Source organism: Ruegeria sp. CDSA246, assembly GCF_059611225.1.
On the sequence record NZ_JBXWPD010000002.1, the window covers coordinates 205,323 to 226,567 of the forward strand.

Genomic DNA, 21,245 nt, shown 5'->3' on the forward strand with positions numbered 1-21,245 from the left:
ACCAAAAGCGCAGGTTCGCGCCGATGGCAAAACCCTTAACATCGCATCGACCTTTGCTGGCCGTCGCTCTGAAAACGAGCGCGGTGTTTCTGTTCACGGTCATGGCGGCGATAGTCAAAGCGCAGTCCGATCACTTCCCACCTGGCGAGATGGTGTTTTTCCGATCCCTTTTTGCCATTCCGGTGATTGTCATCTGGCTGATGGCGCGCGGAGAGTTGGCGCAAGGATTCAAAGTCCGTAAACCCTCGGGCCATTTTTGGCGCGGCGTGCTGGGGACCACCGCGATGGGGCTAACTTTCACCGGCCTTGGCTTGATCCCGCTGCCCGAAGCGACGGCGATTGGCTATGCCACCCCGATTTTCACCCTGATCCTTGCCGCGGTGATGCTAGGCGAACGCATCCGAAAGATCAGAATCGCCGCCGTGTCCATCGGGCTTTTAGGTGTCCTGATCATGATCTGGCCCAGACTGGGTGGCAACAACATGGAAGCAGCGGCCACCTTCGGCGCATTGTGCATTCTGGGCGCAACGGTTGCCCGGGCCTTTGTGCAGATCCACATCCGGCAATTGGTGCAGGTCGACCATCCTGCGGCCATTGTCTTCTATTTCTCGATGACGGCGACCATCCTGTCCGGGCTGACCATCCTTTGGGGGTGGGTCATGCCCACATGGGAACAGGCGGGCTTTTTGATTCTGGCTGGTCTGATCGGAGGTGTTGCCCAGATTCTGGTGACTTCATCCTATCGCTTTGGGCAGGCTTCGATGCTGGCGCCCTACGACTACACCTCCATGCTGTTTGCCATCGTCATCGGTTATGTCTGGTTCAGTGAACTGCCAACGCTGGTCATGCTGGCCGGAGCGGCGCTGGTGATTGTCGGTAACGTCGTGGTGATCTGGCGCGAACATCAACTGGGCTTGGAGCGCGGAAAGGCTCGCGCCGTCACCGATCCCAAAGCCTGACCTTTACCTTTGCAGAACTTCCCCTAGGGTGTGCCCAACAGAAGATGAGGGTTTCCCATGAGCGACGCAGAAGACCACAAGGAAAAGATGCAGAAGGTGCAGGCCCAGCACCGCAAGAAAGTGTCCGAGGCCGTTGATCCGGACCGCGGGCTGGTGCTGATCAACACTGGCAAGGGTAAAGGAAAGTCTTCGGCCGCGTTCGGGGTCGTGATCCGCGCGCTGGGTTGGGGTCAGAAGGTCGGCGTTGTTCAATTCATCAAAGGCAAGTGGAAAACCGGCGAACGTCGCTTTTTCGAAGAACGCGATCTGGTGACCTGGCACACAATGGGCGAGGGTTTCACCTGGGATACCCAGGACCGCGAACGCGACATTGCTGCCGCAAACGCCGCCTTTGACAAGGCACGCGCCCTCATGTCCAGCGGTGACTACGATCTAGTCGTTTTGGACGAGATCAACATCGCGCTTCGGTACGAATACCTGTCGGTTGAACAGGTGATCGATGGGCTGAAAGAACGGTCTGACAAGACCAGCGTGTTCCTGACGGGTCGGGACGCACCGCAGGCGTTGCGGGACTATGCCGATCTGGTCACCGAGATGACCGAGGAAAAGCATCCGTTTCAAGCCGGAATCAAAGCCCAGCGCGGCGTGGATTTCTGAGGATCAGAATCTAAACAGCCCCCCTCAGGGGCTGTTAAGCTGGCGGGTTTTCGTTGAGAAACCTGACCGATCCGCGTCGACACGCGGCGCTGTCCGGCAGCGGTTGTTCAGCCCTGTCACCCTGGGCCGCCTTGGGTTTGTCGACATAGGCGCAATAGTCGTCGTCACAGCAACATCCGCAAGCGGTGGCCGCTTCGTGCCGTGCCATGATTTCGTCAAGTGGGTCACCCATCGTCACTTCCTGTTGCGCGTGTCGTTTCCGAGGCGGTGGCGTGCTCTCACCAGGCTATACGCTAAGCCCGCAGACCGCCTCGAAACCCCGTGCTGGATGCTAACACATCTGGCCTTGATCTTTATCTGATTATTTTTGTCGGAATTTGCAAGATCAAAATAGCACTTCCTGGATAACCCCACAGTTGATCGACGGTGAACGAATTTATTTCAGGCGTTTAGAGAGAACCAATTTTCTGAAATCTCCCTTTTTAGGGCCACATATTCTGGCGCATGCCGCGATAATCAGACCAGAGAGCCGCCTGTCGATGAGACAAGCGGCTCTGGGATTTTGGAAATTCACGTTGTTGCGGTGAACCCAAGGTGAGTCAGGTTCAGGCCGTAACACCCTGCTCTGGCGCGCTAAGCGAGATGACGGCGACCACCGCAGCCCCGTTCAGCCAGTAAAAGATCGCATCCATTCCCGAAAACCCAAATAGGCTGGGCGCGGCCAGGAAAACGACGCCGACCAGAAGATCGACCGCCAAGTGAAAGTTGTAGGGAAGAACGCGCCAGATCCCCAAATGGTGATCCGTCAACACCGTCAGGACAAACGCCGCGACGCCGGTGATCACCGACAGCCACAACGCCATCGGGTTGGATTGCCCCAGTCCAAGCAAAAAGGGCAGCCCCATCAGCGCAAAGGCAACAGGGTAGTCCAGATAGGCGTGAATATTGCGGGTGACAAAGCGGAGAGACATGAGAGTTCCTTTCCTGATATGGGATGACCTCAAACTAGGAAAGAAACTCCGAACGTTTAATTCTGGATCGTTCGTGAAACGTTGCAGATCGTCCAGAGTTTCAATTCGATCAGTGCATTGATCGATAGGCGGCTGGCGATACGCCAACCTGCTTTTTGAACACCCGCGAAAAGGCGGCTTCCGAGGCATAGCCGACCTCGGCCGCGGCATCGGCCACGTTCCAGCGGGCCTCAGTCAATCCGTGACACGCAATCTGCATGCGCCAATCGGTCAGATACTGCATGGGCGTTGTCCCCATCTTGTCTGCGAATAGCTGTGCGAACGCAGTGCGAGACATTCCGGCCTCACGTGCCAAAGACTCGACGCTCCACTCTTGCGCGGGCGAATGGTGAAACGCAGTCAATGCACGCGAAATGCGGGAATCGGCGAACCCGGCAAGCGCGGTTTCGCTGGGGCTTTGATGTTCAAGATGGGCCCGAATGGCCTGCGCAAACAGGACCTCGGACAGTTTCAACGCTATGAGGTCACCACCGATCCGCGCGCCGTTGATCTCGGACCCGATCATACGCAGGGTGGCTTCGATCCAGGCCCCGGCTTCCTCGCCATAGTTTTCGATCAGGATGTATGGGGGAAGCCGATCAATCAGCATATGCCCTGTTCCCTGTCGCCCCGGCGGTCCGGTGAAAGAGAAATGACCGCAGATCAATTGCGTATCGCGGCTTTTGTCTTCGCCGCCATAAATCAGAACCCCGTCGCCTTTGTACCCGGCCTCTTCCAATACGTGTTCAAGCGGCAGGGCATCCATTGGCTGGACCTCACTGCACAGCAGCGCGTGGGCAGATCCGTGCGGGATCAGGATCAGATCGCCTTGCTTCAATCGCAGGGTTTGCCCTGTGTTAGAGACAAAAACTTTCAACTCTCCGCGTTGTACAAAGTGAAATCTGGCCACATTTTGATAGGCCGGCACCTGTATACCAAAGGGCGGCGTGAAAGAGGTTCGAAAGTAGAATGTGCCCTTCAAGGACAGGCGGGTGAGAATATCGCTAAGCAGATCCAACATTGGATTAAGATAGACGCGGCCGCGCGTTCGTCCAGCTATGTGAACGATCTGCAAAGATTCTTGAACGTGCGGCAATGAAAAAGCCCCCGCGAAAGCGCGAGGGCTTCTTTCAATGCATCTGAGAGTTATCAGGCGCGCACAAGCGCCTCATAATCGGCGGCGATCTCGCGGGTCAGGTCTCCGACCTCAAACGTATAATCGCCGATCTGGCCCACCGGGGTCACCTCAGCTGCGGTGCCGGTCAGCCAGCACTGTTCGAAATCCGCCATTTCCTCGGGCTTGATGCGGCGCTCGTGGACGGTGATACCTTTGTTTTTCAGCATCTGAATGACGGTCTGACGGGTGATCCCATTCAGGAAGCAATCAGCCAGAGGTGTATGTACCTCACCATCTTTTACGAAGAACACATTCGCACCGGTCGCCTCGGCCACGTAACCGCGCCAATCCATGAACAGCGCGTCCGAGCAGCCCTTGGCCTCGGCCTTATGCTTCGAGATGGTGCAGATCATGTACAGACCCGCCGCCTTGGCGTGCACCGGAATAGTTTCCGGGCTGGGGCGTTTCCATTCCGCGATATCCAGCTTGGCACCCTGCATCTTGGCGTCACCATAATAGGCACCCCAAGGCCACACGGCGACGGCCATCCGGACCGGGTTCTTGGCTGATGCCACACCCATGTCTTCCCCCGAGCCACGCCAGACCAGCGCGCGGACATAGGCGTCCTGCAGACCGCTGGCTTTCAGCGCTTCTTCCTTGGCGGCCTCGATGTCATCCACCGAATAGGGCATAGGCATGTCCAGCGCTTCGGCCGAGGCAATCAAACGCTCAGAATGTTCGCGACTTTTGAAAATCTTGCCGTTATAAGCACGTTCACCTTCGAACACCGAAGACGCATAGTGCATCGCATGGGTCAGGATGTGCACATTGGCTTCGCGCCAGGGCACCAGTTTGCCATCCAACCAGATGACACCGTCACGATCATCATACCCCGCCATGCGAAACCTCCTGACCTGGGAAAAATTTCCGATTATTGCGCTGATTAAGTCCGTTTCGGACATAAAGTTACGCAAAAACTGCGATTCGATACCTGTCCACTCTTGGAATGTCAATAACGCTGACATAAACTCGGAACGAGTAACGAATGAGGCATACTATGTCGGATACCCGCCCCGCCCCAGCCTTTGGTGGCGAGAGCCTTTTGTTTTTGACCGACGAACAGTTGCGGCAGGGGATCGAGGCGATGTTTTTCGCCTATCGCGGCTTTACCGCAGATCCTGATCGCATACTGACCGAAATGGCCTATGGACGGGCGCACCACCGGGCAATCCACTTCATCAACCGCGCCCCGGGTACGACTGTCAACAACCTTCTGGCCATTCTGGGCGTAACAAAACAGTCTCTGAACAGGGTTTTGCGGACGTTGATCGACGACAGTCTGGTCGAAAGCCGGGTCGGATCAGTGGACAAACGCGAAAGACACCTATTTCTGACAGAACAGGGCAAGGCGCTAGAGGCCAAACTGTCTGAGGCCCAGCGCGTTCGAATGCGTGCGGCGTACAAAAAGGCGGGACCCGAGGCTGTGTCGGGGTTTCGTAAAGTGCTTGAAGCAATGATGGATGCTGATATGCGTCATGCCTATACGAAACTGCGGGATACCACCTCATGAACGAAATGGATGCCCATCTGCTGATCGTCGACGATGACGAGCGCATTCGCGATCTGTTGAAGAAGTTTCTGATGCGGAACGGATTTCTGGTCACGGCTGCAAGGGATGCAGCACATGCACGGCGGGTGCTTTCGGGGTTGGATTTCGACATGATCGTGCTGGACGTGATGATGCCCGGCGAGGATGGGGTCAGCCTGACCAAGGCGCTGCGCGAAACCCATACCACTCCTATCCTGCTGTTGACCGCGCGCGGCGAAACCGAACATCGCATTGCCGGGCTTGAGGCCGGTGCGGATGACTACTTAGCCAAACCGTTCGAGCCAAAAGAGCTGTTGTTGCGGATCAATGCGATCCTGCGGCGGATGCCGGAAACACCTGCGCAGGACGCGACGGCGAAGATACTGCATCTTGGTCCGGTCCGGTACGATATCGAGCGTGGCGAGATGTGGCAGGGTGAAGACCCGGTGCGCCTGACGGCGACCGAAAGCCAGTTGATGAAGATTTTTTCGGCCCAGCCCGGAGAGCCGATCAGCCGAACCAAACTGGTCGAAGATCTGGGCCGCGACAAGGGTCAGGCGCAGGAACGCGCGGTGGACGTTCAGATCACCCGTCTGCGCCGCAAGATCGAACAAGACCCCAAGCAGCCGCGTTACCTGCAGACCGTCCGCGGCGCCGGATATATGCTGGCACCTGATTGATTCAGCCGCGGCGCTTTCTTGCCTTGGGCGAGGATATTTTTGGCCAGATGAAGATGGGATCCCGATGACAACCGCCCTTTTGACCCACGCAGATTGCCTTGATCACGTGACACCGCAAGGTCACCCCGAGAGGGTGGCGCGGTTAGAGCATATTCTGCATGCGTTAGAAGGCTTGGAACTGACACGTGTAACCGCCCCTTTGGCGGCGGATGACGACTTGCTGCGCGTGCATCCGGAAAGCCATATCCGTGAAATTCGAAATAGCAGGCCATCCGATGGCTTCAAACAGATTGACGGCGACACCTTCATGTCGCCGGGGTCGGTCGATGCAGCCTATCGCGCTGCCGGGGCGGTCGTGCGCGCAGTAGACATGGTTTTGGGCGGCGAAGCCTCGAATGCGTTTTGCGCCATCCGCCCGCCCGGTCACCATGCCGAGACCGAAACGGCAATGGGGTTCTGCCTGTTTGGAAACGCCGCGCTGGCTGCCAAACACGCATTGGATCATCATGGATTGAAGCGCGTAGCTGTTGTTGATTTCGACGTTCACCACGGAAACGGCACGCAGGATCTGCTGTGGGATGAAAGACGTGCACTGGTGATCACCAGCCAGCAAATGCCGCTGTGGCCTGGATCGGGGCGCCCGGATGAAACCGGCGCTTATGAGACCGTTTTGAACATCCCGCTGGCACCCGGCACTGGTGGGGCCGAGATGCGGACAGCTTACGAGACGCAAGCCTTCCCGAGGTTGCGCGCATTCAAGCCGGAACTGATCATCATCTCGGCAGGTTTTGATGCGCATCAGGACGATCCGCTGGCCAACTTGAACTGGTCTACAGGCGATTTTGCTTGGGTTACAGCCGAGCTGTGCAAGATCGCCGATGAGCTGTGTGAAGGTCGTATCGTCTCGACTTTGGAGGGCGGGTATGATCTGAACGCCCTGGCCGAGGCCACTCGTGCCCATGTGGAAGAACTGATGAAGGCAGCCCGATGACCGATACTCCTGTTGATCAGATGACATTCGAACAAGCGATGAAAGAGCTTGAGGCCGTTGTCGGCCAGTTGGAGCGTGGGGACGTGGCGCTGGATCAGTCCATTGCGTTGTATGAGCGCGGTGCCGCGTTGAAGAAACGCTGCGAAGACGAATTGAAGCGGGCTGAAGAAAAGGTTGCGGCAATCACGTTGGACGCCAATGGGCAGCCAACCGGGACGACGCCTGTCGAAGGTCAGTAAATGTTCAAGGAAATTCTGGCGCAGGATGCCTCGCGGATTCAGGCTCAGTTCGATCTGGTCCTGAGCGCGCTGGACGAATTGGATGTTACCCGGGCGATGGCCTACACCACGCAGGGCGGCAAGCGATTGCGTGGGTTTCTCGTGCTGGAAAGCGCGCGGATGCATGGCATCGACTCAACACAGGCAATCTGGCCTGCGACAGGCATCGAAGCGCTGCACGCCTATTCGCTGGTCCATGATGACCTTCCCTGCATGGACGATGACGATCTGCGTCGTGGACGTCCGACCGTGCACTTAAAGTGGGACGAAGGCACCGCCGTTCTGGCCGGTGATGCCCTGCAGACATTGGCCTTTGAGCTGTGCACCCGGCCCGAGGTCGGAAATGCAGAGGTTCGTGCTGAATTGGCTCTAACCCTGGCCAAAGCAAGCGGTGCGCAGGGAATGGTGCTGGGGCAAGCGCTGGATATGGCGGCTGAAACAACGGCCGCGCCCCTGACATTGGAGCAGATCACCACGCTGCAGGCTGGTAAGACCGGGGCGCTGATTGAATGGTCCGCCTGCGCCGGTGCGCGGTTGGCCCAGGCAGATCCCGAACCCTTGCGCCAATATGCCCAGGCGCTTGGCCTTGCTTTTCAGATCGCTGATGACATTCTGGATGTTGAAGGTGATGCCGAGAAGGCCGGCAAACGATTGCAAAAAGATGCCGAGGCAGGCAAGGCCACGTTTGTTTCGCTTTTGGGTCTGAACGCCGCAAAATCCCGCGCTGTAGAACTGGTCGATCAGGCCTGCGCGGCGTTGGATGGATACGGTGCCAAGGCTGAAACCTTGAAGGACGCGGCCCGCTTCGTTATTGCCCGGGACAGCTAAGCCAGGAACGCCAAATGTCTGACCGCCCGAACACGCCCCTGCTGGACCTTGTGAACCGCCCTGCGGATCTCAAGCAGTTTTCGGACGCGCAATTGCATCAGGTGGCGCAGGAGTTGCGGTCCGAGACAATCTCGGCCGTGTCTGTCACCGGTGGGCATCTGGGCGCGGGTCTGGGCGTGGTCGAATTGACGACCGCCCTGCACGCCGTGTTCGACACGCCGCGCGACAAGATCATCTGGGACGTTGGTCATCAGTGCTATCCGCACAAAATCCTGACCGAACGGCGCGACCGTATCCGTACCCTTCGCATGAAGGACGGGCTGAGCGGCTTCACCAAGCGCAGCGAGAGCCCCTATGACCCGTTTGGCGCGGCGCACAGTTCGACCTCGATCAGCGCTGCGTTGGGTTTTGCCGTCGCTCGCGATCTGGGCGGCGTGACCCCCGAGGGATTGGGTGATGCGATCGCCGTGATCGGTGACGGCTCGATGTCTGCCGGCATGGCCTTTGAGGCGATGAACAACGCCGGCCACCTGAAGAAACGCCTGATCGTCATTCTCAATGACAATGAAATGAGCATCGCACCGCCAGTTGGCGCGCTGTCCAATTACCTGTCACGCATTTATGCGGAAGAACCGTTTCACGACCTGAAAGCCGCCGCCAAAGGTGCGGTGTCTTTGTTGCCGGAACCTTTCCGCGAAGGGGCAAAACGCGCCAAGGAGATGCTCAAGGGCATGGCCGTGGGCGGCACATTGTTTGAGGAGCTGGGCTTTTCTTATCTCGGTCCAATCGACGGGCACGAAATGGATCAGCTGTTGCCTGTCCTGCGCACGGTCAAGGCCCGCGCCACTGGCCCGATCCTGATCCACGTGCTGACAAAGAAGGGCAAGGGGTACGCCCCCGCCGAGCAAGCCAGGGACAAAGGTCACGCGACAGCAAAGTTCGACGTGGTAACGGGGGAGCAGAAGAAAGCGCCCTCAAACGCACCATCTTACACGTCGGTCTTTGGCAAAACCCTGGTGGAAGAGGCCGCACGCGATGACAAGATCGTTGCTGTCACGGCCGCGATGCCCGACGGAACCGGGCTGAACCTGTTTGCGGAACGCTATCCGTCGCGCTGTTTCGATGTGGCGATTGCCGAACAACACGGTGTGACCTTCGCCGCCGCTCTGGCTGCGGGGGGGATGAAGCCCTTCTGCGCAATTTATTCCACATTTTTGCAGCGTGGATACGATCAGGTCGTGCATGACGTGGCCATTCAGCGCCTGCCGGTTCGTTTTGCGATCGACCGTGCAGGGTTGGTGGGCGCAGATGGCGCGACCCATGCGGGGTCGTTCGATATCGCCTATTTGTCCAACCTGCCCGGCATCGTGGTCATGGCCGCAGCGGATGAGGCCGAGTTGGTGCATATGGTGGCCACCGCTGTCGCGCATAATGAAGGCCCGATTGCGTTCCGCTATCCTCGCGGCGAAGGTGTCGGCGTCGACTTGCCGGAACGTGGCGAGGTTCTGGAAATCGGCAAAGGCCGGATCATCCAAGAAGGCGCACGGGTCGCACTGTTGTCCTTCGGGACACGGCTGGCCGAAGTGCAGAAAGCGGCCGAAGCTTTGACTGCGCGTGGGATCACCCCCACTATCGCTGATGCTCGATTTGCCAAGCCCTTGGACCACGACCTGATTTTGGATCTGGCCGCCAACCACGAGGCGTTGATCACCATTGAAGAAGGTGCCATCGGCGGCTTTGGCAGCCATGTTGCCCAACTTTTGGCCGATGAAGGCGTCTTTGACCAGGGTCTCAAGTATCGCTCGATGGTTCTGCCTGATACCTTTATCGACCAGGCCAACCCCGCAGATATGTATACAGTAGCGGGCCTGAATGCCGAGCAAATCGAGGCCAAAGTGCTATCCGTTCTGGGTGTAGCAACCATCGGCGAAAAACGCGCCTGAGGCATGAAGCTAGGCAACTGAATTTCACCGTTGTTGGAAAATCTGCAAGCACCGCTTTTGACGGAAATTTCGGCCAGCCGCCGAATTCAGTCGCTTTTGGGTGAGTCCTTGAGAACACAGGAACCGCTTGAGTCCCGGCGCAGCGTTCCCGCTTCCCCGCATTTCTGATAGTAGTAAGAAAAACAAAAACTCCACCCTTGAGCAGGCGGGCGGATGAGAAACATCATGGCAGTTTTGGTCGCGCTTTTTTTGATGAGCGTGGCGGCAAGTTCAAAAGAGATTCAGGTTGGCAATGATCCGGGGGGGCGGATTGTGGATCGCATGGTCCAGATCGAAATCGCCAACCGGACCAACGCGCAATTCCAGATCAACGGGGACTATTGCCACTCTAGTTGCACCATGCTGCTGGGTGCGGACGATGTTTGCGTTTCGCCCGAGACGATCTTTGGCTTTCACGGCCCCCATCACCCAAACCGAACGAAAATGACGGCAGATGAGTTCGACAGGAAAAGCGCGTCACTATCTAGCTACTACCCAAATCCGATCAGAAACTGGTTCATGTCCAAAGCAAGGTTCGCCGGGCCCAATGAGCTTTTTTATGTGACGGGTGAGTACCTGATAAACCTCGGCGTGCAGGAATGCGCTTAGAACGCTAGCATCTCAATACCGCGGCTGTTCCCGTCAGGTCATTCGCGCAGGCACACATTGAACTGAAAACAGAGTTCGGTTTTATCCAGAGCCTGATGTCCTGTTCACGGCGGTCGCTGAAACTCGCCCGATAACCACCACTACAGGTTAGTCGGCGTCTTCCATCTTCGTTGCATTGAGTTGCGCGAAAAGCTCGGGCCCGATGCGATCATACAGTTCGATCTGCGTCTCTAGAAAGTCGATATGACCTTCTTCATCCGACATCAGGCTTTCGAACAATCCCATTGAGACATAGTCTCCGGCCTCTTTGCAGACATCCCGCGCTTCCTTGTAAAGCGCCCGCGCGCTTTGCTCTGCTGCAAGATCGCATTCCAGCGTTTCACGCGGGTTTTCACCGATCCGCAGGGGATCAAGTTTCTGCAGGTTGGGATGCCCTTCCAGAAAGATGATACGTTCAATCAGTTTGTCGGCGTGTTCCATCTCTTCAATGGATTCTTCACGGCTTTTCTTGGCCATGCTGCCAAGACCCCAATCGTCTTGCAGGCGATAATGCAACCAGTATTGGCTGACGGCCGTTAGTTCGTGGCGCAGAGCTTTGTTCAGGTATTCAATTACCTTTTTGTCACCTTTCATGATGAAACTCCTTGGCTGTGTCTAAGAACTGGCGTGGAAACAACTTTTTAAGCTGAATGCTACCACCAGAGCGGCTTAACCCGAAACCTTCAAATATCTGTTTTGAAACAGGTATTTGCAAGTTTCCTGACGATTCTCGTTTGAATCAGAACCCGTCACTTGAAAGCGTTTTTCCACCACACTTACGATTCCCTGATACCTGCTTACCGATCGGAAGCATGGCCCTTGCGGATCAAAATTACGCGGGCAAACAGCTCCGGAGATTGAGCTGCGCTAGCATCCGATGATAGCCCGCAGGATCGAACCAAAAGTGAGATACGAGGTAGGCCGCTAGTTTAGCATAACTTTACAGGGGAACGTGGTGCCTCAAGAGGGACTCGAACCCCCGACCTTGTCCTTACGAAGGACCTGCTCTACCAGCTGAGCTATTGAGGCAAGCGACGGTTCCTTTAAACCCTCGGGCAGATGCGTGCAAGTCTCGATATCCTCGGACGCCTACCGGTGTGTGATGGTGATTCCCGCAGCTCAGATCGCTTGAAGCCCATTCCATCACCACGCTCCAGCAAGAATATCACGCCTGTTCCAACGCTTACGCTCACCTTCGATGGCCATGTATTTTCGGTTGACTGGGTTGTCTTATTTTAATATTTCATGAAATATGATAGAACAGATAACAGACCAGTTGGCCATCCTGGGTCATCCGCAGCGTATCCTTGTGTTTCGCATGCTCATGCGACGTTTTCCTGACAGCGTCCCGGCAGGAGAGCTGGCGGCGGAACTCGACCTGAAGGCCAGCACCTTGTCGAACTATCTGAACGCGCTTCAGCGTTCGGGGCTGGTCAAGCAGGAACGTTCCGGGACATCTCTTCTCTATTCGATTGAAATGAAAAACGTGCAGCAGATGCTTGATTATCTGATCGTCGATTGCTGTCGCGGTCGCCCTGATATCTGCATGCCATTTTCTCTGGGAAATGAGGCCGCGACAGACCGGAAGTTCAACGTCTTGTTTTTGTGTGTGGGCAATTCTGCCCGCTCGATTTTTGCGGAATCCCTGCTGCGCACCCTGGGGGGTGACCGGTTCAACGTTTACTCGGCTGGTACGCAGCCCACATCCGAGCTCAACCCGATGGCCGTGCAAGTTCTGGACGACAAAGGGCATGACACATCCATCCTGCGGTCCAAGAACATGTCCGAGTTTGCAACCCCCGGCGCGCCCGAGATGGATTTCGTCTTCACGGTCTGCAATCAGGCCGCAAATGAGGAATGCCCCGCTTGGGAAGGCCAGCCAATCAGTGGCCATTGGGGCATGCCGGACCCGGTCAGGGCCGAGGGCACGGATGCCGAAAGAAGCCTTGCATTTCAACATGCATATGGCGCGCTCAAGCGCCGGATTGAGGCCTTTACGTCTTTGCCGGTCGAAAGCCTCGACCGGATCGCACTGCAAACTGCTGTTGATGACATCGGCAGAACGCCCACTGAGGACATGAAATGACGACTTATGCTGTGAATGGGTTGGGCCGGATGGGAAAACTGGCCTTGAAACCGCTGCTGGACAAAGGCGCAAAGATCGCCTGGATTAATGATTCAGTCGGTGGCCCCGAAATGCACGCGCACCTGCTGGAGTTTGACACGGTTCATGGCCGCTGGGATGCCACGTTCGCACATGATGCCGACAGCGTTACGATCAACGGCACACGTCTGCCCTTTATCGGCACCAGAGATTTGGCGGAACTGCCGCTGGACGGAGTCGATGTGGTGATCGACTGCACCGGTGTCTTCAAGACCCAAGCCAAGCTGGCCCCCTATTTTGAGGCAGGCGTGAAAAAGGTTGTTGTCTCGGCCCCCGTCAAGGATGGCCCGACCGCCAACATCGTTATGGGCGTGAATGAGGACACTTATGATCCGGATGTCCACAGCATCGTGACAGCGGCCTCCTGCACGACCAATTGTTTGGCCCCAGTGGTCAAGGTCATCCACGAAAACCTTGGTATTCGCCACGGATCAATGACCACAATTCACGACGTGACCAATACGCAAACCATCGTGGATCGCCCCGCCAAAGATCTGCGCAGGGCGCGGTCTGCTTTGAACTCTCTGATCCCGACCACCACCGGGTCGGCCACGGCAATCACGCTGATCTACCCGGAACTCAAGGGGCGGCTGAACGGTCACGCCGTGCGAGTTCCCTTGCTGAATGCCTCGCTGACGGATTGCGTATTCGAGGTTGAGCGTGAAACCACCGTCGAAGAAGTCAACGCGCTCTTCAAGGCCGCTGCCGAAGGTGAGTTGAAAGGCATTCTCGGCTATGAGACGCGACCGCTAGTTTCCACCGACTACACCAACGACGAACGGTCCTCGATTGTGGATGCGCCTTCGACCATGGTGGTGAACGGCACGCAGGTGAAGATCTATGCGTGGTACGACAATGAAATGGGTTACGCCCATCGTCTGGTCGACGTTGCCCTGATGGTTGGTGCATCGCTGTGACCCAAAGGCCCGAAGGTATGTCGGCCTACATCACGGTCACAGCAGCCTATTGGGCCTTCATGCTGACCGACGGGGCCCTGCGTATGCTGGTGCTGCTGCACTTTCATAGTATGGGATTCTCGCCGGTTCAGTTGGCATATCTGTTTGTTCTGTATGAGATCGCCGGCATGGGCACGAACCTTGCCGCCGGTTGGATCGCGGCGCGGTTTGGGCTGACCTCGACGCTTTATGCAGGGCTGGCACTGCAGATTGCAGCGTTGCTGGTTCTTACGCAACTAGACCCTAATTGGGCGATCCCAGTAAAAGTTGTCTTTGTGATGATTGTGCAAGGGGCCAGTGGGGTTGCAAAGGACCTAGCCAAGATGTCCTCAAAATCCGCCGTCAAACTGCTGGCCCCGACTGAGGGCGGAGGGTTGTTTCGCTGGGTCGCGATTTTGACCGGCTCGAAGAACGCTGTGAAAGGGTTTGGGTTTCTGCTTGGGGCGGCACTGTTGGCGACAGTGGGCTTCATGTGGGCTGTTCTGGCAATGGCGATCATACTTGCCGCATTCCTCGTCGCCGTCATCCTGTTCATGCCGACCGGCCTGCCCAAAGGGCGCAAAAGCGCCAAATTCTCTGAGGTCTTCTCGAAATCCGCCAACGTGAATTGGCTATCCGCCGCTCGTGTCTTCTTGTTTGGGGCGCGGGATGTGTGGTTTGTAGTCGGCATCCCGATCTATTTCTACGCGGTGCTTTCGGATGGAACTGAGGATGGCAACCGTGCCGCATTTTTTATGATCGGCACATTCATGGCCGTTTGGGTCATACTTTACGGAGCAGTTCAGGCCAGCGCGCCGAAAATCCTGCGCGCAAAGGAACGCCCGGAAGGGGACCTTATCCACGCAGCCAAGAATTGGGCCGCGGCGCTGTTTTGTGTGCCTGCTGCCCTGACCATCGCGGTTCTGCTCTCATCCGGCCCTGAGACATGGCTGACCGTTACGCTGGTTGTGGGCCTATTGGCATTTGGGGCAATCTTCGCCGTCAATTCGGCGCTGCATTCGTACCTCATCTTGGCCTTCACCAAGTCCGAGCGTGTGACGATGGATGTGGGCTTTTACTACATGGCCAACGCGACGGGCCGCCTGGTCGGCACTGTCCTGTCGGGACTTACCTATCAGATTGGCGGGCTTCCACTGGTTCTGGGCACCGCTGCTGCTATGGTCGCGCTGGCCGCCCTGACATCCGGCAAACTAACCGACCAGACGAATGAGGCATATACATGAGCATCTTCGAACGCTACCTGACCGTCTGGGTCGCGCTGGCCATGGTTGGCGGCGTATTGATCGGACTGGTTGCACCCGGCCTGGTTCAACTGATCGCCTCGGCCGAAGTGGCCAGCGTCAATCTTGTGGTAGCTTTGCTGATCTGGGCGATGGTCTACCCCATGATGGTCGGCGTGGATTTCGGCGCAGTGGCGGGCGTTGCCCGGCAACCACGCGGGTTGATCGTGACGCTGGTGGTCAACTGGCTGATTAAGCCGTTCACCATGGCCTTTCTGGCGGTTCTGTTCTTTGACCACGTCTTTGCGCCATGGATTAAACCCGAAGACGCGGCGCAATACACCGCCGGGCTGATCCTGCTGGGTGCCGCGCCCTGCACCGCTATGGTGTTCGTCTGGTCTCAGCTGACCAGGGGCGATGCGACCTATACGCTGGTGCAGGTTTCCGTGAACGACTTGATCATGGTGGTGGCATTCGCCCCGATCGTGGCCTTTCTGCTGGGCGTGACCGATATCCAGGTTCCATGGCAAACGCTGGTTCTGGCAACTGTTCTATATGTCGTATTGCCGCTGATCGCCGGCCTCTTCACCCGACACAAACTGGGATCGCAGGAGGCAATCGATGCGTTTTCCGCACGCGTCAAGCCGTGGTCGGTCATGGGCCTGATCGCCACGGTCGTCATTCTGTTCGGCTTGCAGGGGCAGACCATTCTGGCCAAACCACTGGTGATTGTCTTGATCGCAGTGCCAATTCTGATCCAGAGCTACGGTATCTTTGCCCTGGCCTACGGCACAGCCTTTGCTTTGAAAGTGCCGCACCGGATCGCCGCACCCTGCGCCATGATCGGCACGTCAAACTTCTTTGAGCTGGCCGTCGCTGTGGCCATCAGCCTGTTCGGATTGAACTCGGGAGCAGCGCTGGCGACGGTCGTAGGTGTTCTGGTTGAAGTTCCGGTTATGCTGTCACTGGTTGCCTTCGCAAACCGTACACGGGCGCGTTTTCCAGCAGTCGAAACGCAATACTCTAAAAAAACACTCAATTCCAACTGACAAATGGTCAGTCGCGGAGATCACCCAAAAGCGTAAAGTGAACCGAAAACTCGGGTTCACTAACGCTTTGTCTCGAAGTACTACTCGTGCTTCAGCAGCTGTCGAAAATGGACGAAGTTCAATTTCAGCTTGATAAGTCGTCTGCATTAACCGAATTTCTGCGCAAGAGTGAGTCAGTGCTTTTGTCGAGCCCTGACGCAAGCATCAATTCAGACAAACCTAGTTAGCGTGAGACTATTTTGGCATTAATAAGCAATCGCAGAAAAACAATGAATGTGTCTTCCAGTAGCGCAGTGCTTTCCAAGATCGGTGATTACGATTTCCTGTCTGTGGACATCTTCGACACCCTCCTCTTTCGCCATTGCAACTCTCCCATTGATGCCTTCGGTTTCATGGAGGAGCACATAGAAACAAGGCAGGTGACCGAGTATTTTAAGGACTATCGGGTCGCAGCCGAGCAATTGGCTCGGGAAGACGCAGACCAGAAAGGACTGGAGGACGTTTCGTTAGACGAGATTTATTTTTGTTTTCAACAACTCACGAATTGTAGCGGTACGCAAACTGAGCAGATCAAACAGCTCGAACTAGAAACGGAAATGGACCTGCTTCACGCCACCAATTTTGGAAGAAAGTTGGTGGCCAAGCTAAAAAACACAAAGAAACGACTTGTCATCACGTCGGATATGTACCTTCCCCAAAACTTTCTTGAGAAAGTGCTGGAGGCAAAAGGAATTGTCGGATGGGAACGCGTCTTCGTTTCGAACGAGCAAGGAAAGACCAAACATACTGGCAACTTGTTCGAAGAGGTGGCTGAGTACTTTGGTGTTCCACACGAAAAAATATTACATATCGGTGATAACAAACATGCCGATGGCAAAATGGCTGCCAGCGCAGGTATGCAGTCCCATGTAGTCTTGGCTAGCAAGGACGTACCTGCCAGATCTCCAAAACCAAAGCACCATTCCAATATGCTTTCGGGATCGCGTCCCATATCTCAGATTTTTTCGGCAAATTTTCTGGAAACGCATCACTACGATTCTGAAAAGCTGGACTTCCGTACTTTGTCTGAGGATCAGTACTTTGAGGCCATTGGGGCCGTATTGATCGCACCATTGATCACATCAATGCTTATCTGGATGAAGCGGGAAATGGACGATAGGGGCATCTCACGCATCGCATTTCTTGCTCGCGATGGCATGTTTCCTAAAGCAGCATTCGAACTTTTGTGGCCAAATGAATATGACACGCAGTACATAGCTGCCTCCCGGCGATTACTCACGCTTCCATTCACAGTTTTGGAGCCGAACACTATTGGCGGGATGCTTCACACCACCTTAGAAAGCTCGGAGACACTGGACGAATTTCTGGGCAAAATCTCCGGCGGGCCGATCTTAACAGATCTTTTTGCCAATCATGGCCTAAGTGGAACGGACCCACTAACGCGAAAAGCGCGAAAAAAAATCTTGAGACTTCTAAAGGAAAGTCCGGACACCTTTTTTCAGTCGTTTGCCCACGAGCGCGCCGCTCTAAAAAAGTACTATCGTTCGGCCTTCCCGGCAGGTTCTAGCACGGCCGTCTTTGACGTAGGTTGGCGCGGCAGTCTACAGCGCTCAATTTGCGAGATTGTTGATGCAGAAGCGGATATCCTGGGCCTTTACTTCGGCACAAGTCGGCATGCCACATCAATCCTACGTCGCAACGGCTTGGAATATGAGAGTTTTACAGCGTCAAATGGTCTTCCTTCCCATTTAACGCCATGGTTCACGGATTTTCGGGATATCGTGGAGTTTCTCTGTTCGGCAAATCATGGCAGCGTCCTTGGGCTGCAGCAAAGTGAATCCGGTGATATTTCTTGGGTCACCGCTGAACTCAGCGAGTTGGAGGCAGCCAACCTCCAGCGCGCCAAGAAAATTCAAGATTCCGCCCTACAAGCAATCGAGTCCGTACTACGGGCAATGTCGACAGAGACGTTGGCAAAATACACCAACCCGAAGGATGAGCGAGACATGCGTCATTTCCTGAGTAAACCGCATCGCCAAGATGCCCTTAGGTTCAAGAATGTAAGAATCTTCGATGGCGTAGGTGACACAACCGGTGAGAGTTTGACGCGCATTGGTGAACGCAGCACACATTATCAAAACGCCAAAAGCAGCCGGTGGCGTGCTGCCTATGGATCGCAACTCAATCCCTTGTCATATGCCTTACTGAAATTTGTTTTGCGAAAAAGAAAAAAAATTAAGTTATAGCCCTATGCAGTGTTGATAGTCTGACAGAGTTCGCGAACGCAGGCTTTGCTCACCTTGAAAATCTCGCCGGTCACGATGAAGAACGTTTTAATGTCGTAACCTGAATAGATTTCGAGGTGTAAAGCCGTCAGGGCAAATTCGTCGCCTATGATCGTTTTCTGAACAATCGCCAGGCTCTCGAAGAGTTTCGAGCTTTTCTTGCTTCTTTGTCGCGCCGCTTTTTTCTGTTAGCCGGAATGTCATAAGTGTAGCGGGCCTCCAATTCTTGCGATTTCCCACCAATGAATGAGCAACTTCCGGGCACGCCAACATTAGGATATTTTTCACCCAAGTGCTTGATTCCAAGCCAATAACGCTCTGTAACAAAACCCTTTGAATAGTGTTGGAACTCGACGGGTAAAACTATCACAGGAATCCCAAAATTCTCCTGCGCGTTAATACACAGGTCTTCGGCGTAAAGGTCGAACGTTAGGGTCTCATCAAACCGCAACCCGGGCCGATCCCTAAGTAACCGAGTGTGAATTAGAATCGCCACACAATCCAGTGTTTCAACCCAAGTTGGTGCAGTCACCGGCAGACCGACCTGTAGCACCGAAGAGCCGTCTTTTTCACTACACTTATGCTGACCAAACCCGGCCGGTGCATGCCCATCCAGCCTTACTCCAAAGGTTCCGTAAATTGCTTCAAGTGCCAAGTTCTCTGTGTCAAACAACTCTCCCTGAACTTCGAAGTCTTCATGTACGAAAAAAAGCCACATGTCCTCGTTCAAGTACTTTTCTATAACCTCATTGTATAGCGTCGGCAGGCCTGCTGATCGACCGCGGTTGTCAATCAGATGAATATCCCTTTCAAACAAAAACTTGTTTCGAGAGAACAGTTCAGTTGCCATCTTTTCGTTCACAAACGGAACGAATATCTTCAACGGGTCGCTGTTAGAAACTGTCATTTCTGACCCAACTCTCTTTGTGTTCGACGCTGATACCGCCGTACTGAGTTCCAGTACGAGACCTTCAGCGGGTGGCGGTACATTATACGGCGCCAATCTAGTTGCCCAATGTCGTCTCGAGTAGATAATTGCTTAATGGAATTTGGCAGCATGAGATCGTAGTTGTGCAACTGCTGCTCTTGATTTTGCCTACTAGAATTGTCCAGGTACTTTGACGAGATTGACTTAGGCTTCCAGTAAGACTCGACAGTTCTCCATTCACTCTCACCCTTGCATCGCGGAAACGGAACATTCTCGAATGCCCGATATTCCCTTTCGGTCGGTGTTGTGATCAGTCGCGTAAGACAGAAAAGGTTGAAGTCTTTTAGTTCCCGACGATCTAACGCGTCTTTTCTTGGCGCGATCATGCGGAGGAAATCGAGAGCCCCTCGTTGGACACAAATTGAAGCGAGGAGGCCAATATCGGCGTTCATTTCACATTTTGCACTCAAAGACAAAGATATGTCGTTCCCCGAATTCAGATGTGGGAAGGACGTATCAGGATTGACGAACAAAAAATCTGACAGAACTGGGCCTACCCTTACGGACATATCGGTGCTCATCGCATTCAAACCGTCAAAAAGGTAGGCTGAAGCCCTTGCCTCTCGGCTGGGAGAACTTTGACCACAAATACAATACCGATGCACTCTTAATGAAGACAGAAATTTAATGTCCGGTGCACTGCCATCGATATCCGCGATAGCAATGTTTTTTGAACCTTGAACCGTCCATGCGTCGATACGCTTCTGCAATTGTTTGCGTTCTACAGCAGAAGCATCCAAGAATTCACCGTCAAAAGCTTCTTTCACATCGCTGATCGAGTAGCTTGTTAACGGCAGTTTCAGAATGCTCAGAGATTGCTCAATAATGTGGTGCTGGCCAGGCGGAAGAAGCAGTTCATCGAACCCATCTTGTATTGAACGTTCCGCAATATAGTCACAGAACCCCAGCAATACCGGCCCGCAAACATTGAAGCCGAAACTATAAAGATCGGGTTCCTCGGGATCGACATGAGGCATTCGCGCTGCGATCTGGCCGAAAATCAAGTCCGAGGTGAACGTATATTCTCCGCGGTCTTGATCAACAAATGGAGCATCATCCTGCCTAAGGCAATCGCTGTGTTGGTTTACATGAATTGCTGTCAAAGCGCAGTCCACGTCAACGTTCATGTTCGCGAATTCGCGCTGGCAAAAATGCAGGACACGGTTCGGTGCGACCTCCTCATTGGCTGCAACTTTCAAAAGAAAGTGACGGCCTTCCGTAGGGCTAATTAGCGCATCCAGTTCAATCCCATGTGATTTCAATAGCCTCGATAATTGGTCTTTATTCAGTCTCGTGTCATTAATACCGACCAATTGCTTCCCTTTAGCCCGAGCAACTGTGGCAATCATAACAAAGGCTTGATTTAAAAAGTGGAACTTTTCTTCGAACTCTCTTTCATCGTCAGGCGTCACGGTGTTGTCCGGCAGAAGAACTGCAAGAAGGCTATAAATTTCGTGTAAACTAATCTCGGACGCTTCGGTTGTCCCAAAACGCCTCCGAGCAAGCTGCTCCGCTTTTAGTCTTGCGCCATAAAAACCGTCGACACCGAGTGACTTCTCTATGAAACGGAAAACGCCATCCACACTTAACACGCCGCGCGACAACAATGTCTTCGAAACATCGAAGGCGATAACGTCGTGGTTTTCGATTAGGTTCGAAATTGTGGAGAATGTGCATCCCGTCCGTCGAACGACTTCAGCTTTGTTTCGTTCCTGCGACAGCATAGACACTCCAACACGAGGTGAATAAGAATTCAGCGCTGTTGATACCAAGCATCGAACTCGCCTGCCAGTAGTCTATCAAACTCACTGAAACTAATTCCCCGATGACCTCGGGAGCCCCAAA

At 54.8% G+C, this 21,245-nt stretch carries 21 protein-coding genes and 1 tRNA gene; 14 read left to right on the forward strand and 8 right to left on the reverse strand.

What is annotated here, in order from left to right; all coding sequences use genetic code 11:
- Positions 1–23 precede the first annotated feature (23 nt).
- Positions 24–959: a DMT family transporter gene (locus AC2FI9_RS03835; RefSeq protein WP_496735150.1), complete on the forward strand. Its 936-nt coding sequence runs from the start codon at positions 24–26 to the stop codon at positions 957–959.
- 57 nt (positions 960–1,016) lie between these two features.
- Positions 1,017–1,616, forward strand: a complete 600-nt coding sequence (gene cobO, locus AC2FI9_RS03840) for a cob(I)yrinic acid a,c-diamide adenosyltransferase (protein ID WP_496735152.1) — start codon at positions 1,017–1,019, stop codon at positions 1,614–1,616.
- A gap of 34 nt (positions 1,617–1,650) precedes the next feature.
- Here cobO and AC2FI9_RS03845 read toward each other — a convergent pair whose 3' ends face one another.
- The 4 genes from AC2FI9_RS03845 to AC2FI9_RS03860 all read right to left on the reverse strand — a co-directional run bounded on the left by AC2FI9_RS03845 (position 1,651) and on the right by AC2FI9_RS03860 (position 4,642).
- Positions 1,651–1,848, reverse strand: coding sequence for a hypothetical protein (locus AC2FI9_RS03845; RefSeq protein ID WP_145975814.1), 198 nt, complete (start codon positions 1,846–1,848; stop codon positions 1,651–1,653).
- Positions 1,849–2,221: 373 nt separating this feature from the next.
- Positions 2,222–2,587: an SPW repeat domain-containing protein gene (locus tag AC2FI9_RS03850; RefSeq protein WP_496735153.1), complete on the reverse strand. Its 366-nt coding sequence runs from the start codon at positions 2,585–2,587 to the stop codon at positions 2,222–2,224.
- A 109-nt stretch (positions 2,588–2,696) separates the two neighbouring features.
- Positions 2,697–3,647, reverse strand: coding sequence for an AraC family transcriptional regulator (locus AC2FI9_RS03855; RefSeq protein WP_496765775.1), 951 nt, complete (start codon positions 3,645–3,647; stop codon positions 2,697–2,699).
- A 128-nt stretch (positions 3,648–3,775) separates the two neighbouring features.
- A complete protein-coding gene (locus tag AC2FI9_RS03860) occupies positions 3,776–4,642 on the reverse strand; it encodes a branched-chain amino acid aminotransferase (RefSeq protein ID WP_496765778.1) in 867 nt (288 codons plus the stop codon).
- Positions 4,643–4,800: 158 nt separating this feature from the next.
- Between AC2FI9_RS03860 and AC2FI9_RS03865 the strand changes: the two genes are divergently transcribed.
- The 7 genes from AC2FI9_RS03865 (at position 4,801) to AC2FI9_RS03895 (ending at position 10,699) form a co-directional block, all read left to right on the forward strand.
- Positions 4,801–5,313: a MarR family winged helix-turn-helix transcriptional regulator gene (locus AC2FI9_RS03865; RefSeq protein ID WP_496766093.1), complete on the forward strand. Its 513-nt coding sequence runs from the start codon at positions 4,801–4,803 to the stop codon at positions 5,311–5,313.
- A complete protein-coding gene (locus AC2FI9_RS03870) occupies positions 5,310–6,011 on the forward strand; it encodes a response regulator (protein ID WP_496765780.1) in 702 nt (233 codons plus the stop codon). The genes AC2FI9_RS03865 and AC2FI9_RS03870 overlap by 4 nt, the downstream gene beginning before the upstream one ends.
- 64 nt (positions 6,012–6,075) lie before the next feature.
- Positions 6,076–7,002: a histone deacetylase family protein gene (locus AC2FI9_RS03875; RefSeq protein WP_496765782.1), complete on the forward strand. Its 927-nt coding sequence runs from the start codon at positions 6,076–6,078 to the stop codon at positions 7,000–7,002.
- Complete coding sequence (locus tag AC2FI9_RS03880) at positions 6,999–7,241, forward strand: exodeoxyribonuclease VII small subunit (RefSeq protein WP_058272726.1); 243 nt, start codon at positions 6,999–7,001, stop codon at positions 7,239–7,241. Before AC2FI9_RS03875 ends, AC2FI9_RS03880 begins: the two co-directional genes overlap by 4 nt.
- A complete protein-coding gene (locus tag AC2FI9_RS03885; RefSeq protein WP_496765783.1) occupies positions 7,242–8,108 on the forward strand; it encodes a polyprenyl synthetase family protein in 867 nt (288 codons plus the stop codon). It abuts the gene before it with no gap.
- A 14-nt stretch (positions 8,109–8,122) separates the two neighbouring features.
- Positions 8,123–10,051, forward strand: a complete 1,929-nt coding sequence (gene dxs / locus AC2FI9_RS03890; RefSeq protein ID WP_496765784.1) for a 1-deoxy-D-xylulose-5-phosphate synthase — start codon at positions 8,123–8,125, stop codon at positions 10,049–10,051.
- Between the two features lie 225 nt (positions 10,052–10,276).
- The gene (locus AC2FI9_RS03895; protein WP_496765785.1) at positions 10,277–10,699 is read left to right on the forward strand and encodes a hypothetical protein; all 423 of its coding nucleotides are present in this window, start codon (positions 10,277–10,279) and stop codon (positions 10,697–10,699) included.
- A 147-nt stretch (positions 10,700–10,846) separates the two neighbouring features.
- Here AC2FI9_RS03895 and bfr read toward each other — a convergent pair whose 3' ends face one another.
- Together bfr and AC2FI9_RS03905 are read right to left on the reverse strand one after the other, a co-directional pair.
- Positions 10,847–11,332, reverse strand: coding sequence for a bacterioferritin (gene bfr / locus AC2FI9_RS03900; RefSeq protein ID WP_496765786.1), 486 nt, complete (start codon positions 11,330–11,332; stop codon positions 10,847–10,849).
- Between the two features lie 359 nt (positions 11,333–11,691).
- Positions 11,692–11,767: transfer RNA gene (locus AC2FI9_RS03905), tRNA-Thr, on the reverse strand.
- Between the two features lie 223 nt (positions 11,768–11,990).
- On the opposite strand from AC2FI9_RS03905, the gene AC2FI9_RS03910 reads away from it, so the two are divergent.
- The 5 genes from AC2FI9_RS03910 to AC2FI9_RS03930 all read left to right on the forward strand — a co-directional run bounded on the left by AC2FI9_RS03910 (position 11,991) and on the right by AC2FI9_RS03930 (position 18,373).
- Entirely contained in the window at positions 11,991–12,824 is an 834-nt protein-coding gene (locus AC2FI9_RS03910) for an arsenate reductase/protein-tyrosine-phosphatase family protein (RefSeq protein ID WP_496765787.1), read from the forward strand.
- A complete protein-coding gene (locus tag AC2FI9_RS03915; RefSeq protein ID WP_496765789.1) occupies positions 12,821–13,819 on the forward strand; it encodes an ArsJ-associated glyceraldehyde-3-phosphate dehydrogenase in 999 nt (332 codons plus the stop codon). The genes AC2FI9_RS03910 and AC2FI9_RS03915 overlap by 4 nt, the downstream gene beginning before the upstream one ends.
- Positions 13,816–15,081, forward strand: coding sequence for an organoarsenical effux MFS transporter ArsJ (arsJ, locus tag AC2FI9_RS03920; protein WP_496726187.1), 1,266 nt, complete (start codon positions 13,816–13,818; stop codon positions 15,079–15,081). The genes AC2FI9_RS03915 and arsJ overlap by 4 nt, the downstream gene beginning before the upstream one ends.
- The gene (arsB, locus tag AC2FI9_RS03925) at positions 15,078–16,127 is read left to right on the forward strand and encodes an ACR3 family arsenite efflux transporter (RefSeq protein ID WP_496765792.1); all 1,050 of its coding nucleotides are present in this window, start codon (positions 15,078–15,080) and stop codon (positions 16,125–16,127) included. The genes arsJ and arsB overlap by 4 nt, the downstream gene beginning before the upstream one ends.
- A gap of 293 nt (positions 16,128–16,420) precedes the next feature.
- Positions 16,421–18,373 (forward strand): HAD-IA family hydrolase, encoded by a 1,953-nt coding sequence (locus AC2FI9_RS03930; protein ID WP_496765794.1) that lies wholly within the window; start codon positions 16,421–16,423, stop codon positions 18,371–18,373.
- 145 nt (positions 18,374–18,518) lie between these two features.
- Here AC2FI9_RS03930 and AC2FI9_RS03935 read toward each other — a convergent pair whose 3' ends face one another.
- Both AC2FI9_RS03935 and AC2FI9_RS03940 read right to left on the reverse strand, forming a co-directional pair.
- Positions 18,519–19,319: a hypothetical protein gene (locus AC2FI9_RS03935; RefSeq protein WP_496726190.1), complete on the reverse strand. Its 801-nt coding sequence runs from the start codon at positions 19,317–19,319 to the stop codon at positions 18,519–18,521.
- Positions 19,316–21,124, reverse strand: coding sequence for a hypothetical protein (locus AC2FI9_RS03940; RefSeq protein WP_496765796.1), 1,809 nt, complete (start codon positions 21,122–21,124; stop codon positions 19,316–19,318). The genes AC2FI9_RS03935 and AC2FI9_RS03940 overlap by 4 nt, the downstream gene beginning before the upstream one ends.
- Positions 21,125–21,245 lie beyond the last annotated feature (121 nt).